The organism is uncultured Thiodictyon sp. (assembly GCF_903946935.1).
Lineage (GTDB): Bacteria > Pseudomonadota > Gammaproteobacteria > Chromatiales > Chromatiaceae > Thiodictyon.
Genome location: NZ_CAJAXH010000140.1, coordinates 1 through 13282 on the forward strand (window position 1 = coordinate 1; position 13282 = coordinate 13282).

Sequence of the window (13282 nt, forward strand, 5' to 3'; positions counted from 1 at the left end):
AACCGACCTCAGTCACCGTTAACCGTTCCGACCATCCGGCCGGCGCGCCGATGTGCGGCACACGCGCTCAAGGGCAGGAACTGGGAATAGCATAGGCGGCATCATGACCAAGGCTGCCTATCAAAAGTAGGAAACTTCAGTCCTAATGATGCGCTATTTTAACTCCAGGCCGCTGTTTTTTCGAGAGATATATGCTAACTGCGCCTATTCAGTTCACTGATCCAGGTAACATCTTGGAGTGACGAATAGCACCACGCATTGTCAGCGCCCGCGTCGTGTCCTTGGTACTGCTCCATCGCAAACCCGTTGTCCTCAAATTGTCGGTCTCTATCGGTGGGCTTTGTCATTCCCTCAAATGTATCAAAGAGAAATAGATTCCTTTCGCATTTGTGTAGCTTGAAAATGGCAGCCGCCAGCAAAGCATGACCGCCACGCCAGACACCACACTCCACAAAGTCTCCCTCAATATTGGCGCTGATGACGTGCTTGCAAGCCATCAGTGTTGCCCATAGTCTTTCGTATGATGTCATTGTCAGTCTTTTTCCTACAACGTATGAGACGATTTCTTGTTCTTCCATGCTCAACTCCACCGGCATACGTATCCTTGGTCCTGTCGTAGGGGTTATTTTTCTTAACTCTAGACCAGCAGCATTGAGACCATACTTGATCGCGCGCTTTAGTAGGCTCATTTTCTTATACCTTCATTAATTCGCGTCAGCATGCCAGATATTATCTTGCAAGTCGATTATGATGGCCGGTAGTGGCACACAGGCAGGACGGAGGTAGATGCCCGGTGAACGGTGCCAGCACTCGGCGATGTCGGCCGTCTGAGGCCTTCGGTATCGGGTTGGCTGGCTAAGAGCATCGCGCTGGCTTGCTGGCCTCTACATACATGGACTCAGCGCCCTTCCGCGCGCGTCCTTCATCATCGACGTCCAACGGATAGAAGGGAAAGTCTGCGACGCGGCTGGTATTGAACTGACTGCGCTCCACCTGCTCAAACCCAGCGCGCTGCAACGCCTGAGTGATCTGGTGCAGATCCCACAGCCAGTGGTGACGCTCGCCAACGCTGGCAACACTCACATTTTGCAAGCGAAAGGTGGGTGGCAATTGTTGCAGCAGCCACTCAAACCAAGCGTGCCTGGCGCGGGTGCGCAGCCGGCCAGGAAACGTTCGCAGCCGGTTCGAACGGTGGGCGAGACGCGTCAGTAGCGATCCATCAGATCGCCCTTGCCTTTCTTCCTCAGGCTGGCCAATCTCCAGCCTCAAGGGGCTGAGTCTTGGCCTGAGGTCCTCGCCATTACGTGCCCGCAGGTAGTCGATCATCTCGCTGTGCCTGGCTGGGTCAGCCGCATATCGCCGGTAAAGCTGACCGAGTTCTCCCCCCCCGGTCAAGCGGACGCACTGGTCGATCATCTCCACGACAACGAAATCGGCCTTTTCATGCTCACTGGCCTCGCGCCGGGCCAAATACTCCCTACACATCTCCTCAATATCCGGCAGCACCAACCGCATGACGCCGCCGGGGCGCAGGACCCGAAAGCACTCGCCTAGTATACCCGGCACGTGTGAGCGCGGGACATGCTCGATGAAGTGGGATGAATAGACGACCGCGACGCTTCCTGCGGCTAACGGCAAGCGGGCGAGGAGGTCTGCTTGCTGCACCGACGCATTGGCCGGTGCGTAGTCGAGGTTAATCCAGTCATCACTCGTCACGAGGCTTCCGCCGCAGCCGAGATTCAGCTTCAAATCACTCATGAAATAAGCCGATGGCGGATAATACGATAAGCTTTTCCAACAAGCCCTCGCAATAACCCCAGCACTCGCCGAGACCCGTCCGGGCGGCCGCCCCCGAACGTGTGTTCAAAGACATACTGATCAGCGCGCCGATCCTGTTTGACTCGGGTCGGATGGGTAAGGGCGCCCAAGGAACTGACCGGGATACCTTCCCGCTCTTCTGCGGCACACGTATGCGTTGCGTCTGGGCCGATGCCGATATTGGTCACCAGGTTGACGTTAGGCGTTGCAGTCAAGCCACCGTGATACCAGACACTCGCGGTCCACGGGTAGTCCCAGGTGTCGATCTCGTCGGCATAGACGCGATCAAAGATCGCGCTCCAATAGCTGCACTGGCGCGGATCGCGGAAATTCTCGCGCCATCGCGCCGAGTTTTTCCACTCAGGCCAAAAGGGTAGGTCCCCGCTATAGTGGCGCCACGCTCGCCGCCAAGTCGCCCAGCCCCAGACGTGATTGTATTGCGAAAAATAGTAAGCCCTATCACCACGCCGTTGGCCATTCTGAAAATTGGCACCCGTAATAACCCAGACCCGCTGATCGTCGGCGTAATGTTCCAGCAGGGTACTGCAAAAGGTGAAAAAATCCGCATGCGGCAGGCAATCGTCCTCAAGCACGATGGCACGCTCCACCTGGCCGAACACCCAGTCAAGACCGCTGCTGACGCGTTTCTTACACCCGAGATTAATCTCGGAATAATTCCTGTGTATGGCGCAGGGCCAGTCGACCTGCTCGACGATCGCTCTTGCCTCGGCGCAGCGCTCGGCATCGGTGGGATGCCCGCGTCGCGGCCCGTCAGCGATGATGAAAAGCTCTGCGGGGCGCTGGGCACGCAAGGTCGCGAAGGTTCGCGCCGTCTGGCGTGGGCGATTGAACACAATATACGCGATAGGGGCTTGATTCATCTGTTTTTCTGACGCGTGCGTTGAGACATGGCTAGTGCTGCCTGGCTCGCGTAGGGCTAATATTCCCTCGCATATCAACGAATTGCGCTAACTGGCTTTTTGGATTCCGCTACTCGCCCATTTCAGCGGGTTAGTTGGCCACTGACAGTAAAACGTATGCTGTCGCTATTGTCGTAGGAGTGGTCGATCAGACATGCGATCTCGCCGTTCTTGAAAAAACCTGATAACGATGCATTTCGGTTAATCTTGGCTAAGGTGGGGTGGTAGGTTTTCTGGCGCCTACGTACAGCGACTCGTATTCCCTTTCTTTAAGATCGATAGCGCTGTCGAATGATCCAAGCCGCACGCTACTAAAGCCGCGACCTTTCAGGATTGCCGCTATATTTTCTTTGTCAAACAAATACCTATGACAGCCATTCATGTATGCAATGTAATTTACGAAATCGATTCTTGAATTGTACGTGTACCCCGGCTTGTACAAGCAAAATTTGTCCGGATCAAAATCGGCTTTTCCAGAATATGCATCCAGGTAAATTTGCGCATTCGGCACGGCTGCCCGAAACAACCCTGAAGGCTTAAGTATGCGGAAACATTCATCAAGATGAATTAGGAGTTCCCGGTAGTGAAAATGCTCCAGAAGATGGCTTGAGTAAACACAGTCAACAGTATCGGATGGGATTGGAAACGGCTGGGCCAAGTCAAAGTTGAGGTCGCAAGCCCCAGCCAAGTCAACATAGGTCCAACCGGGTAGACATCTATTGCCTCCCGACCCGAGTTCTAGCTTTATTGGAGCGCCGCTCTTCAATAGATCGTCAATTTTCCTGTAATTTTGAGTATTTCGTCTTTCTTGTTGCCGTGCCCGTTCACGCTGAATATTTGCCATATCGATCACTTCTTGGAATCGGAGAGGAAGAAGCCCCTTGATATATCTTTTTACTTTGTTCATGGTCGTTGCAGCTAAGAAAAAAAGAGAAGCGCCTGAATCCCAAAATGTGTCGCGTACCGAGTCCGTCTGTAATGCACGCTAACTCTAATCACCTTTCGTTTTCTCGCCGACTATAAAATCCAGAATCCTTTTTGACTGCAAGAAAGTTCTGGAAGCGGAATATTTCATTGCCTATATTGTAGTCAAACAAAGGAATTAATCTCATTGAGTCAATGCGGTAAATGTTGTAATTATGGAGAATGGCGTAAAAATCTCTCAAAAAAACACGAGAGAACACATTACACTCGCCAAACTCGAACTGGATCATATCTATTTTTCCCTGAGCGAGAGAGTTTTCTGCTCCCTTTAATACATTTAGCTCGTTCCCTTCGGTATCGATTTTCAGAAAGTCAATCCTGCCAATGTTCTCACTCTCGCAGAATTCGTCGATCGTTTCTTGCTTGAAGCTATTAGTCACAATATCAGTATGGCCGTGAAACTCTGCAAAGACTTCCCGATACATGCTGGCATGAGCGCTAAAAAGCCCGTTAGAGCAAGTGGCAATTATTCCGTTTCCCTGCTTGTCCCCCATGCCGATATTAAAACATCTCGCAACGCCACGCGCATTTTTCACCAAGTGACTGAACGTATTCGGGTTCGGCTCGAATGCATATATGGCCGCGCCCGGATATTCTTTGGCCAATACGTTGCTGTAGTCTCCAACATTTGCGCCTACGTCAAAAAATACAGCTTCGGCAGGATTCGGCAGACCCGCCTTAATGATATCGGCAATTACGAAAAGCTCGCCACTAACAGTCGCGTTTTCATACTTCAGAATGCCATTACTTTTGTATGCGAGCATCAGTAAATCTAATTTAGCGGCGTTCGCCACATGCGATATAAAATTTTCAATGTTGCGCCGGCTAGTACGTTTCGCAATTATTCTGATAAGGAGCTTGAATAGGCGATTCATGCTCGGGCCTCAATCATTTTGACACTAAAGCATGGAAAAACAACACCTTGGATCTGTGCTGAGTCATAGTAGCCATACGGATTCCCGTCTTCAATGTCAATCACTATCTTATCGCTCAACCAGTCCTGAACTATTTCATTAGCCCTCAAAAACAACACCACAGAATATCGGCCGGGCTTCAGGGTGTTATCTATCTCAAAAACATATGAATTTTCGTCAGCAAGATGATCAAAGTTAATATCGAGATACCTATTACTGCAATGAATGACAGTATTCAAATTCTTGTCGCGTATCGCAACACCAAAATCAAGCATATGAAACCTGCGATTTTCTTCAGTCGTTTTCAGCTTGACATCAAAAGTAATTTTTTCACCAAATCGTATTGGGTAGTTTAAAAATGTGATTTTGTCGAAAATGATTTCTTGTGCATAAGCTGTTTCTCGATCAATAACATGAAGGTCGATTTCCTGACCAGCAAGGCGATCCTCGCCAACATACCGCTCGATTGTTTTTTCAACATCACCGCAAAATACAATCCGTCCATCCACGAGCAAGCTTGCCGCGTTACAAAGGGCTTTCACTGCCGACAAATTGTGAGACACAAACAGCACTGTTTTCCCTTTGCGGCTTACCTCTAGCATCTTATCAATGCATTTCTTTTGGAACAACGAGTCCCCCACTGCCAGTACCTCATCGACGATTAAGATCTCTGGTTCCAAGTGCGCGGCGACGGCAAAGGCTAGGCGCACATACATGCCGGACGAATAGCGTTTGACGGGCGTGTCGATGAACTTTTCAATTTCAGCAAAATCGATGATCTCCTCAAGCTTACGGTCGATCTCCGCCTTTTTCATGCCGAGGATGGCGCCGTTGAGATAAATATTCTCACGCCCGGTCAGTTCGGGATGGAACCCGGTGCCGACCTCCAGCAGACTGCCAACGCGGCCCCTGATCTTGACCTGACCGGTGGTGGGGGCGGTAATGCGTGAGAGGATCTTGAGCAGCGTGCTCTTGCCTGCCCCGTTGCGCCCGATGATGCCGAGGATCTCACCCTCCCGGACCTCAAAACTGACATCGCGCAGCGCCCAGAGCTCGCCCCCTTCGCGGTTTCCGTGGTCTTCCATGCCGATCTGGAGCAGCGGATCGGGCCGCCCACGGGCCTTGGCCCACCAGCGGTTGAGGTCTTCGCGCAGGGTGCCGCCGCCAATGACTCCAAGGCGGTAATACTTACTCAGGTTTTCGACTTTGATGACGACAGACATGGATTCAGGTTGGCAGTCGAGTGGGAAAGGCGGGATTAAGTCGGGAGGGCGTGGCGCCCGCAGCGTCGGGCGTCGCGACCGCCTACTAGACTGTGTCCATAAAGGTGCGCTCCACCCGATTGAAAAGGACCACGCCGATCCAGAGAATGAGTGCAGTAACAACGATGCTGTAGGCCAGCAGCCCGAGACTGACATCACCAGCGCCAAGATAGGCGTAGCGGAAGATCTCCATGATCGGCGCGATGGGGTTCAGCAGCATCCAGAGGCGATAGGATTCGGGCAGCGCGGAGAGGGGGTAAATCACCGGGGTGGCATACATCAGCAACTGCACACCGAAGCCGACGACGATGGTCAGGTCGCGATAGCGGGTGGTTAACGAGGAAACGATGACCCCGAGCCCCAACCCCAAGCAGGCCATCATCAGGAGCAACAGCGGCGTCAGGAGCGCCCAGGCGTTGGGTGAAACATTGGCTCCCGTTAGCATAAAATAAGCAAGGAAGCCAAGAAAAAACAGGAATTGGATGCCAAAGGCGATCAACTTCGACAGCAAACCGGCCAGCGGGACGGCTAGCCGGGGGAAATAGATCTTACCGAAGATGTGCGCATTGCCCGTGAAAGTGCCCGAAGTGCCGGTCAGCACGCCCGAAAAGTAGCCCCACATCACGGTGCCGGCCATGTAGAACAGGAAGGGCGGTACGCCATCGGTCGGGAGCTGTGCAATTTTACCGAAAACGATGGTGAAAACGATGGTGGTGAGCAGCGGCTGGATCAAATGCCAAGCCGGCCCGAGAATGGTCTGCTTGTATTGCGAGACGAAATCGCGTCGCACGAACAGGACGATCAGATCACGATAGTGCCACAGCTCGCGCAACTTGAGATCGAACAGACGATCGCGGGGCTGGATGATCTGGGTCCAGTCTTTTTGGTTCAGGCCGGGGCTTGGGACGGTACTGGGCATGCGAAATTCGGGTTAAAAGCTAAAGATTAAAGGATTTAATGACCACTGGGGCCTTGTGCCGACGCGGCGACTGCCAAGAGCGAATCATCACAATGCGACGGCGCGGAGCCGGGCCCCTTCGAGCTGCTCGGTGACGTGCTCTAACGAGAAATATTCAAGCCCCTTCGGGACGCCGCCGGTAAAGACCACCGTGTCGGCAACCCCAGCGGCCGCGCCTTGGCCGCGAGTCGCGGCCGGTCAGCCCCGTCACCTCCCGTGAGTTAAAGGACTAAGCGTTGGCAGCCATTCGATGATCTCATCGAAGCATTTATAAGGCTCATCCGCGGCGATCCGGGGGCGATCCCGCCTAAGCTACCGTGGGCGTCAGTGATCAACGTGAGTACACGCAGTGGAGCCGTTGCTTGATTTAGCTAAAGTCGGGCTGGAACCGGTCGGTCGAACGCGAGGCTTGCGAGCTGTTGTGCCCAGTCGCGCGTATAGCCGTAGGTCGAGCGCGTCGCTGCCGTCGCCTGATTGCCAACCCAGCGGCCGACGGGAATTCCGAAGCCCGTCTTCTTACGATCAATGACCGCCGCTGGCAGGGGCCGGGTCGGGGCCTCGGCGAGGTAGCGCTTACCGGTGTCGCCTGATAAGCGCTGGTTCACCGCCGCGACCCGTTCCAGGAGAATTGAATCGACGAGTGGCACACGGATCTCCAGGCTATGCGCCATGCTCGCCCAGTCGGTGTCGCGCAGCAGCTGGTTGCGCATGTAGAGCGCCGACTCCAGGGTGGCGACACGGGCAAAGGCGGTGCCCGGGAGCGGCGCGAGTTGTTGGCCCACCCGGGCCAGCGGGCCGAGCCGGAGAAGGCCCTCGCGCACGCTGTCGCCGTCCATTAACGGATCGAGTTCCCACGGCAGGTAAAGTCCGCGGCGCAGCAGGTAGGCGCCGGGATAGGTGCCGCCGTATTCGAGCAGGCTCAGTGCCTTGGAAGAAAGGTGAAAGGATTGAGGTGCGTGATCGAGCAGCGGACTGGTCAGACGGCGCAGGGCGCGGCCGAGGCCGGGGATGCGTGACGGCAGGGCCAGTCGGCGAACCCAGCGCGGGACATCGGTAAAGGACGGGTAGCCGCCGAACAGTTCATCGCCGCCCACACCGGATACGGCCACCTTCAAACCCAGTTCATGCGCCGCCTTGGCGACAAACCAGCTATTGATACCGTCGATGGATGGTTGGTCCATGGCGTCGAGAATCCGCGGCAAATCATCCTGAAATTCGTGCGCGGTAACCGTGCGGTTGGTATGGCAGGTACCATAGCAACGGGCGATTTCCGCGGCCAGTGGCGATTCGTCATCGGGCCGTCCCTGGAACTCATCGAAGGCGAGTGTCAGGGTCTGGATCTCACCGGCCCCGGCGTCGCGCATGAGCCCGACGAGCGCGCCTGAATCAATGCCGGCGGACAGGAATGCACCGACCGGCACGTCGGCCAGGAGATGATGACGGACGCTGTCCAGTAACGCCTCGCGGATGATCCACTGGGCATCGGCGGGGGATGCTTGCCCAGGGTGCGGCTGGGCGTCCAGATAGACTTGGGCGATCGAATAATAGGGCAGTGGCGCACCAACACGACCGCGGCTGACGGTGAGCGTGCAGCCAGCCGGCAGTGCGCGGATATCGCGGTAGAGTGTGAATGGCTCCGGGACGCTGCCCCACAGGTAAAAACCCACCTGGCCAGCCGGCTCCGGCGCTCGCGAGACCGCACCGCCGGCCAGCAGGGCCTTGACCTGGGAGGCAAAACGCAAGGTGCCGCCGGTATCGGCGTAGTACAGGGGCTTGATCCCGTAAGGGTCGCGCGCCATGAACAGGCGTTCTCGCTCAATGTCCCAAATCGCGAAGGCAAACATGCCGCGCAGGAGCCGCACCATCGCCGCCCCGTGTTCGGCGTAGAGATGCAGCAGGACCTCGGTGTCACCGTGGCTGCGGAAGCGGTGCCCCGCCGCTTCCAAGTTGCGGCGCAACTCAAGGTAGTTGTAGATCTCGCCGTTGAAGGTAACGATCAGCTTGCCGTCGGCGCTGGCCATCGGCTGCGCGGCCGCGTCGGACAGGTCGATGATGGCCAGCCGGCGGTGCCCGAACGCCACGCGGTCGGCGGGCGAAATCCATTCGCCCAGGCCGTCGGGACCGCGAGTGGCCATGTGGTCTCTCATCGCCCGCAATTCTTCGCGCGCGACCACTGGGGCGGCATTGCCGTAAGCGACGATTCCGACGATACCACACATTAATGAGGCTTTCCCTGGCGGACGATTGATGGCCCGTCAAGGCGCCGTGCTGCTGCAATGAGGATGCGGGCACTGGGTGGTCGCTGAGTTGAACAACAGTCCGCGCGGTCCACGTCTCACCGATCCGGCGCCCTGGCGGGGCGTTGCGCCGGGTCGGGGTGGGTGGCTGCGACCTCGGCCTTCAGCCGGGAGATTTCCAACTCCAGTGCCTCAAATTCGTCGATCTTGCGCTTTAAGAAGCGGGCGGCGATGCGCGCCTTGGCGTCGATCCCGCTGGGGGTAAGCAGGTAGAGGTAGGCGCGCTTGTGGTTGCTGTTCTGGAAGTTGCTGGTCTTGATCCAGCCCTGGGCGAGGAGGGCCTTGAGACAGTAGTTGACCTTTCCCAGGCTGACGCCAAGGGCGAGTGAAAGTTCTCGTTGGCTGGCTTGGGGGCGCTCCGCCAAGAGTTTCAGGAGGTGGTAGTGGGCGTCGTCGCTCAGGGGAACGAGTCCTGTGGATCGGGTTTCAGGCACGCTACCGCCATACCGTGTCATTGACGGTACAGTGACTCCTGGCCAATTTCTCGCGGTTTGCCGGGCGCAGCTGCGGCAATCGTTCATTTGATGAACGATTCAGCATTTCAGCATGGATGGCGGTCTAGGGTCAACGCCGGTTGGCCCGGCGTGGCGTTGGCCAAGGCCATGCGGCAGATAAGGAGATGATCAGAATCGCTGAGGATGCGTCCGGGCGCACGCCCGCGGTTCGGGACGCGCCGCAGGCAGCCCGTCAGGAGTCACCAGCGGTCCCGGCTACTTCCGGATGCCCTCGATCACAAAGGTGAGTTCCACGCTCCTGGCGGTCGGCCCAAAATCTTCTATCCCAAATGCCTTCAGGGGAATCTCGGTGGTGCCCATGAAGGCACGACGATAATTGCCCCAGGGGTCGGGACCATTACCCAGCCGCTCGACCTGGAAGCGGATGGGCTTGGTGACCCCGTTCAGGGTGAAATCGCCCGCGAGTTCGGCAGTGCCGAGGCCCTCGGTGTAGGAAGTGCTCTTGAAGGTTGCCGTGGGAAATTTATCGACGTTCAGGAAGTCCTTATTGCGCAGGTGCTTATCGCGCTCCGCCTGATTGGAGTCCACGCTCGCGGTCTGGATCTGGAGCTCGATGCCGGAGTTCTTGGGGGACTCGGTATCGTAGGTGAAGGTCCCGGAGAAGGTGTTGAAGCGGCCGTACACCCAGCCGAAATCCAGGTGCCGGATGCGAAAATTGATTGAGGCGTGGCCGTTGGCGGTGTCGATGACGTACTTTTCAACCTCCGCCGTGGCGCTGCCGGGCAGACCGAGCGCGGCGGCGAGGGTCAGGACAGCCAGGGTGAGTAAGGGGCGCTGGGCGATCGACATGGACTGGACCTCGTGCGGGATGGCGGAACGGTGAGTGTCAGCGAAATGCGCGGCAGCCGAGCATTCGCAGCAGGGTGTCGTCGTGGTCGACGAACTGGTGTTTGAGTGCGGCGAGTGCATGCACCACCGCGACCGCGATGACGCCATAGCCAAGCATCAGGTGGACCTGGCCCGCCAGGTCCGCCTGGCGCGGAATACCGGTCAAGGTCGCGGGGATCGCGAACCACCCGAACACCTCGATCGGCCGCCCGTCTGCCGTCGAGATGAGATAGCCGCTCAACATGATGGCGAACAGCAAGACATAAAACACCACATGGACCAGCCCCGAGAACCGGCGTACGAGCGGCGTCAGGGTGAGCTGGACGCGCGGGGGCGGACTGACGAAGCGCCACACCAGCCGGGCGGCCAGCAGGCCCAAGAGCAGGAGCCCGACGCTCTTGTGGAGGTAGGGGCCGCGGATGTACCAGGCGTCGTGGTAAGTCAGGCTCCGCATATAGACACCGAGGGCGAACAGCCCGACGACCAGGATAGCCATCAACCAATGCAGGGCCACGGCGACCGCCCCGTAACATTCCTCGGTGTTGCGCCAGTGCATGGGAGCTCCCGGGCGTGCGCCGCCCGCTTGATAGCAAAAACCTGATCGATCCCTTAGAAATGGGGTCCGTGGCCGGCCATCCGGTCTCCCGTCGGGCCTGACGGACGACCTGGCCAGCCGCGGCGGGATGGCAAGGCAGCTTACCCGAGATCGCGACATCCGCAAACTCCCCCTGGCCCGATCCAGTGCCTCCACGGTTGACCTTGACAGCCTCCGGTCGCTGGAAGATGATCATCCATACTAACGACCGATTCGCCAGGCACTGGGCCGCGTGCCCAGGCCGAGGTTCTGCCGCCCCGGCGTCAATCGCACCATTTAGGTTTACCAGCCGCACCGGCTTGCCGCCGCCGCACGGGTTCCGCTATAAGATGAATACAGAGTCGTTCCCGGAGGCCATCGTGCGCGCCCGCGCACTCGCCCTACATTTCGATGATGGTGACACCCAGGCACTGAATGGAGTCGATCTGGCAATCCGCGCGGGCGAATTCGTCGCCGTGGTTGGCCCGAGCGGCTGCGGCAAGTCGAGCCTGTTGAATATCATCGGCACCCTCGAGGCCCCGACCACCGGCGAGGTCTTCTTCCGCGCGCAACCCTATTCCGGGATTCGCGACCCCTCGCGGTTTCGTCGGCAGCACATCGGTTTCATCTTCCAATCCTTCAATCTCATCCCGACCCTGTGCGCGCTCGATAATGTCCTGGTGGCCACCATCGGTACCCCCGGGACCGCCAGCGAAAAGATGGCACGCGCCCGCGACCTGCTCGCGAAATTGGGATTAGAAAACCGGCTGGCCCATTTTCCCAACAAGATGTCGGGCGGGGAGCGCCAGCGGGTCGCTATCGCGCGCGCGCTCATCAACAGCCCGGATCTCATTCTCGCCGACGAGCCGACGGGCAGCCTGGACAGCGCCAATAGCGCCGCAGTGCTGACTTTGCTCACCGACATACAGAAGGAGCGGGGCCTAACGGTCATCATGGCCACTCACGACCCGAGCGTGTCGGCGCGCGCCGATCGGATCGTCGCGATGCGCGACGGGCAGATCGCGCCGTCGCCGGAGGCTGCCCCATGAACCTGTTGAGCCTGGCGTTTGGCAACATTTATCGCCGACCGGCCCGCGCGGGACTCACGGTCTCGGCCATTTCACTTGGCATCGCGGCGGTCGTGGCACTCACTGGTATCGCGTGGGGGTTCGAGGCCAGTTGGCAAAAGGCTAACGATGCGCGTGGCACCGACCTTATCGTGACCCGGATCGCGAGCGAGAATGCCATGCCCTCGCCGTTCCGGGCGGAGCGCGTACAGGAGGCGCTCAAGGGCTATCCGCACGTCCAGCAGGTGGTCGGGCTATTGAGTGAAATGCTGAGCGTGGGCGAAGGCTCGCCGCCCGTCTTTGTCTTCGGCTGGGCCTATGGCAGCTATCTGTGGGACCATCTCAAGCTGGTGGACGGGCGCTGGGCGAGCGCCGATACCGAACCGGTGGTCGTGATCGGCTCGTTGGCTGCCGAGCTGCTGCACAAGTCGGTGGGCGATCGGCTTGAGATCGAAGGCCAACAGTTCAGCGTGGCCGGGGTCTTTGAAAGCCCGGCGGCGATTGAAAATGGTGCAGTGGTGATGTCGCTCACCCTGGCGCAGCAGATCCTGGACAAGCCGGGAAAGGTCAATATCCTAAACGTCAAGGTGGATGAGTCGGCTACCCCGGCGGATCTGGCGCAGTTCAAGTCGCAGGTCCGCGCCACCCTGCCTGGCTTCGTTGCCATCACCTCCGGTGAACTGGTCGGCAAGAATACCGTCGTGCGCATTTCCAAGGCGATGAGCCATGCCACCATCCTGATCGCCGGCCTGGTCGGCGCGCTCGTGGTGTTCAACACCATGCTGATGAGCATCAATGAGCGCACCCGCGAGATCGGCATTCTGCTGACGGTCGGCTGGCAGCGCCGGACCGTGATGCAACTGGTCTTCTACGAATCAGTGATCCTGACCCTGGCGGGGGGGCTGATCGGTATCCTGGTCGGCATCGCAATTACCGGCATCCTGGAGCACATGGAGGTGATGCGCGGCAAGATCGATGCCGTCTTCTCACCCAGCTTTCTGGTGGCCGTGGTGGGGCTCTCGGTGCTGCTCGGTATCGCCGGCGGCCTCTTTCCTGCGCTCAAAGCGGCCCGCCTGCGACCGGCGCAGGCGCTTTGGCACGAATGATGAGGCGCGGCAGCGCGCTCCTGCTGGCTTTGGTGCTGA

General features: G+C 58.0%; 13 protein-coding genes. 2 read left to right on the forward strand and 11 right to left on the reverse strand.

The window, feature by feature from the left end; all coding sequences use genetic code 11:
* Positions 1 to 194: 194 nt before the first annotated feature.
* The 11 genes from QZX93_RS12280 to QZX93_RS12330 all read right to left on the reverse strand — a co-directional run bounded on the left by QZX93_RS12280 (position 195) and on the right by QZX93_RS12330 (position 11052).
* The gene (locus QZX93_RS12280) at positions 195 to 578 is read right to left on the reverse strand and encodes a TylF/MycF/NovP-related O-methyltransferase (RefSeq protein WP_295388951.1); all 384 of its coding nucleotides are present in this window, start codon (positions 576 to 578) and stop codon (positions 195 to 197) included.
* A 277-nt stretch (positions 579 to 855) separates the two neighbouring features.
* Positions 856 to 1758: a methyltransferase domain-containing protein gene (locus tag QZX93_RS12285; RefSeq protein WP_295388952.1), complete on the reverse strand. Its 903-nt coding sequence runs from the start codon at positions 1756 to 1758 to the stop codon at positions 856 to 858.
* Positions 1755 to 2699, reverse strand: a complete 945-nt coding sequence (locus QZX93_RS12290; RefSeq protein WP_295388953.1) for a glycosyltransferase family 2 protein — start codon at positions 2697 to 2699, stop codon at positions 1755 to 1757. Before QZX93_RS12290 ends, QZX93_RS12285 begins: the two co-directional genes overlap by 4 nt.
* Before the next feature lie 250 nt (positions 2700 to 2949).
* Entirely contained in the window at positions 2950 to 3645 is a 696-nt protein-coding gene (locus tag QZX93_RS12295) for a methyltransferase domain-containing protein (protein WP_295388954.1), read from the reverse strand.
* Positions 3646 to 3733: 88 nt separating this feature from the next.
* On the reverse strand, positions 3734 to 4597 hold the full coding sequence (locus QZX93_RS12300) for an FkbM family methyltransferase (protein WP_295388955.1): 864 nt from the start codon (positions 4595 to 4597) through the stop codon (positions 3734 to 3736).
* Positions 4594 to 5859, reverse strand: a complete 1266-nt coding sequence (locus tag QZX93_RS12305; protein ID WP_295388956.1) for an ABC transporter ATP-binding protein — start codon at positions 5857 to 5859, stop codon at positions 4594 to 4596. The genes QZX93_RS12300 and QZX93_RS12305 overlap by 4 nt, the downstream gene beginning before the upstream one ends.
* Before the next feature lie 85 nt (positions 5860 to 5944).
* Positions 5945 to 6817, reverse strand: coding sequence for an ABC transporter permease (locus tag QZX93_RS12310; protein WP_295388957.1), 873 nt, complete (start codon positions 6815 to 6817; stop codon positions 5945 to 5947).
* 410 nt (positions 6818 to 7227) lie between these two features.
* The gene (gene asnB / locus QZX93_RS12315; protein WP_295388958.1) at positions 7228 to 9075 is read right to left on the reverse strand and encodes an asparagine synthase (glutamine-hydrolyzing); all 1848 of its coding nucleotides are present in this window, start codon (positions 9073 to 9075) and stop codon (positions 7228 to 7230) included.
* A 116-nt stretch (positions 9076 to 9191) separates the two neighbouring features.
* Positions 9192 to 9587, reverse strand: a complete 396-nt coding sequence (locus QZX93_RS12320) for a MarR family EPS-associated transcriptional regulator (protein ID WP_295388959.1) — start codon at positions 9585 to 9587, stop codon at positions 9192 to 9194.
* A gap of 276 nt (positions 9588 to 9863) precedes the next feature.
* A complete protein-coding gene (locus QZX93_RS12325) occupies positions 9864 to 10457 on the reverse strand; it encodes a YceI family protein (RefSeq protein WP_295388960.1) in 594 nt (197 codons plus the stop codon).
* Positions 10458 to 10494: 37 nt separating this feature from the next.
* Positions 10495 to 11052 (reverse strand): cytochrome b, encoded by a 558-nt coding sequence (locus QZX93_RS12330; protein WP_295388961.1) that lies wholly within the window; start codon positions 11050 to 11052, stop codon positions 10495 to 10497.
* Between the two features lie 368 nt (positions 11053 to 11420).
* Between QZX93_RS12330 and QZX93_RS12335 the strand changes: the two genes are divergently transcribed.
* Together QZX93_RS12335 and QZX93_RS12340 are read left to right on the forward strand one after the other, a co-directional pair.
* A complete protein-coding gene (locus tag QZX93_RS12335; RefSeq protein ID WP_295388962.1) occupies positions 11421 to 12119 on the forward strand; it encodes an ABC transporter ATP-binding protein in 699 nt (232 codons plus the stop codon).
* On the forward strand, positions 12116 to 13243 hold the full coding sequence (locus QZX93_RS12340) for an ABC transporter permease (RefSeq protein ID WP_295388963.1): 1128 nt from the start codon (positions 12116 to 12118) through the stop codon (positions 13241 to 13243). The genes QZX93_RS12335 and QZX93_RS12340 overlap by 4 nt, the downstream gene beginning before the upstream one ends.
* The last annotated feature ends 39 nt before the right edge of the window (positions 13244 to 13282 follow it).

What these genes read in the sequence shown, in the direction of transcription:
- QZX93_RS12310 (WP_295388957.1), bottom strand. Translation starts at nt 6,817, where the DNA reads ATGCCCAGTACCGTCCCAAGCCCCGGCCTGAACCAAAAAGACTGGACC.
- QZX93_RS12340 (WP_295388963.1), top strand. Translation starts at nt 12,116, where the DNA reads ATGAACCTGTTGAGCCTGGCGTTTGGCAACATTTATCGCCGACCGGCC.
- QZX93_RS12295 (WP_295388954.1), bottom strand. Translation starts at nt 3,645, where the DNA reads ATGAACAAAGTAAAAAGATATATCAAGGGGCTTCTTCCTCTCCGATTC.
- QZX93_RS12300 (WP_295388955.1), bottom strand. Translation starts at nt 4,597, where the DNA reads ATGAATCGCCTATTCAAGCTCCTTATCAGAATAATTGCGAAACGTACT.
- QZX93_RS12325 (WP_295388960.1), bottom strand. Translation starts at nt 10,457, where the DNA reads ATGTCGATCGCCCAGCGCCCCTTACTCACCCTGGCTGTCCTGACCCTC.
- QZX93_RS12280 (WP_295388951.1), bottom strand. Translation starts at nt 578, where the DNA reads ATGGAAGAACAAGAAATCGTCTCATACGTTGTAGGAAAAAGACTGACA.
- QZX93_RS12285 (WP_295388952.1), bottom strand. Translation starts at nt 1,758, where the DNA reads ATGAGTGATTTGAAGCTGAATCTCGGCTGCGGCGGAAGCCTCGTGACG.
- QZX93_RS12335 (WP_295388962.1), top strand. Translation starts at nt 11,421, where the DNA reads ATGAATACAGAGTCGTTCCCGGAGGCCATCGTGCGCGCCCGCGCACTC.
- QZX93_RS12305 (WP_295388956.1), bottom strand. Translation starts at nt 5,859, where the DNA reads ATGTCTGTCGTCATCAAAGTCGAAAACCTGAGTAAGTATTACCGCCTT.
- asnB (WP_295388958.1), bottom strand. Translation starts at nt 9,075, where the DNA reads ATGTGTGGTATCGTCGGAATCGTCGCTTACGGCAATGCCGCCCCAGTG.
- QZX93_RS12330 (WP_295388961.1), bottom strand. Translation starts at nt 11,052, where the DNA reads ATGCACTGGCGCAACACCGAGGAATGTTACGGGGCGGTCGCCGTGGCC.
- QZX93_RS12290 (WP_295388953.1), bottom strand. Translation starts at nt 2,699, where the DNA reads ATGAATCAAGCCCCTATCGCGTATATTGTGTTCAATCGCCCACGCCAG.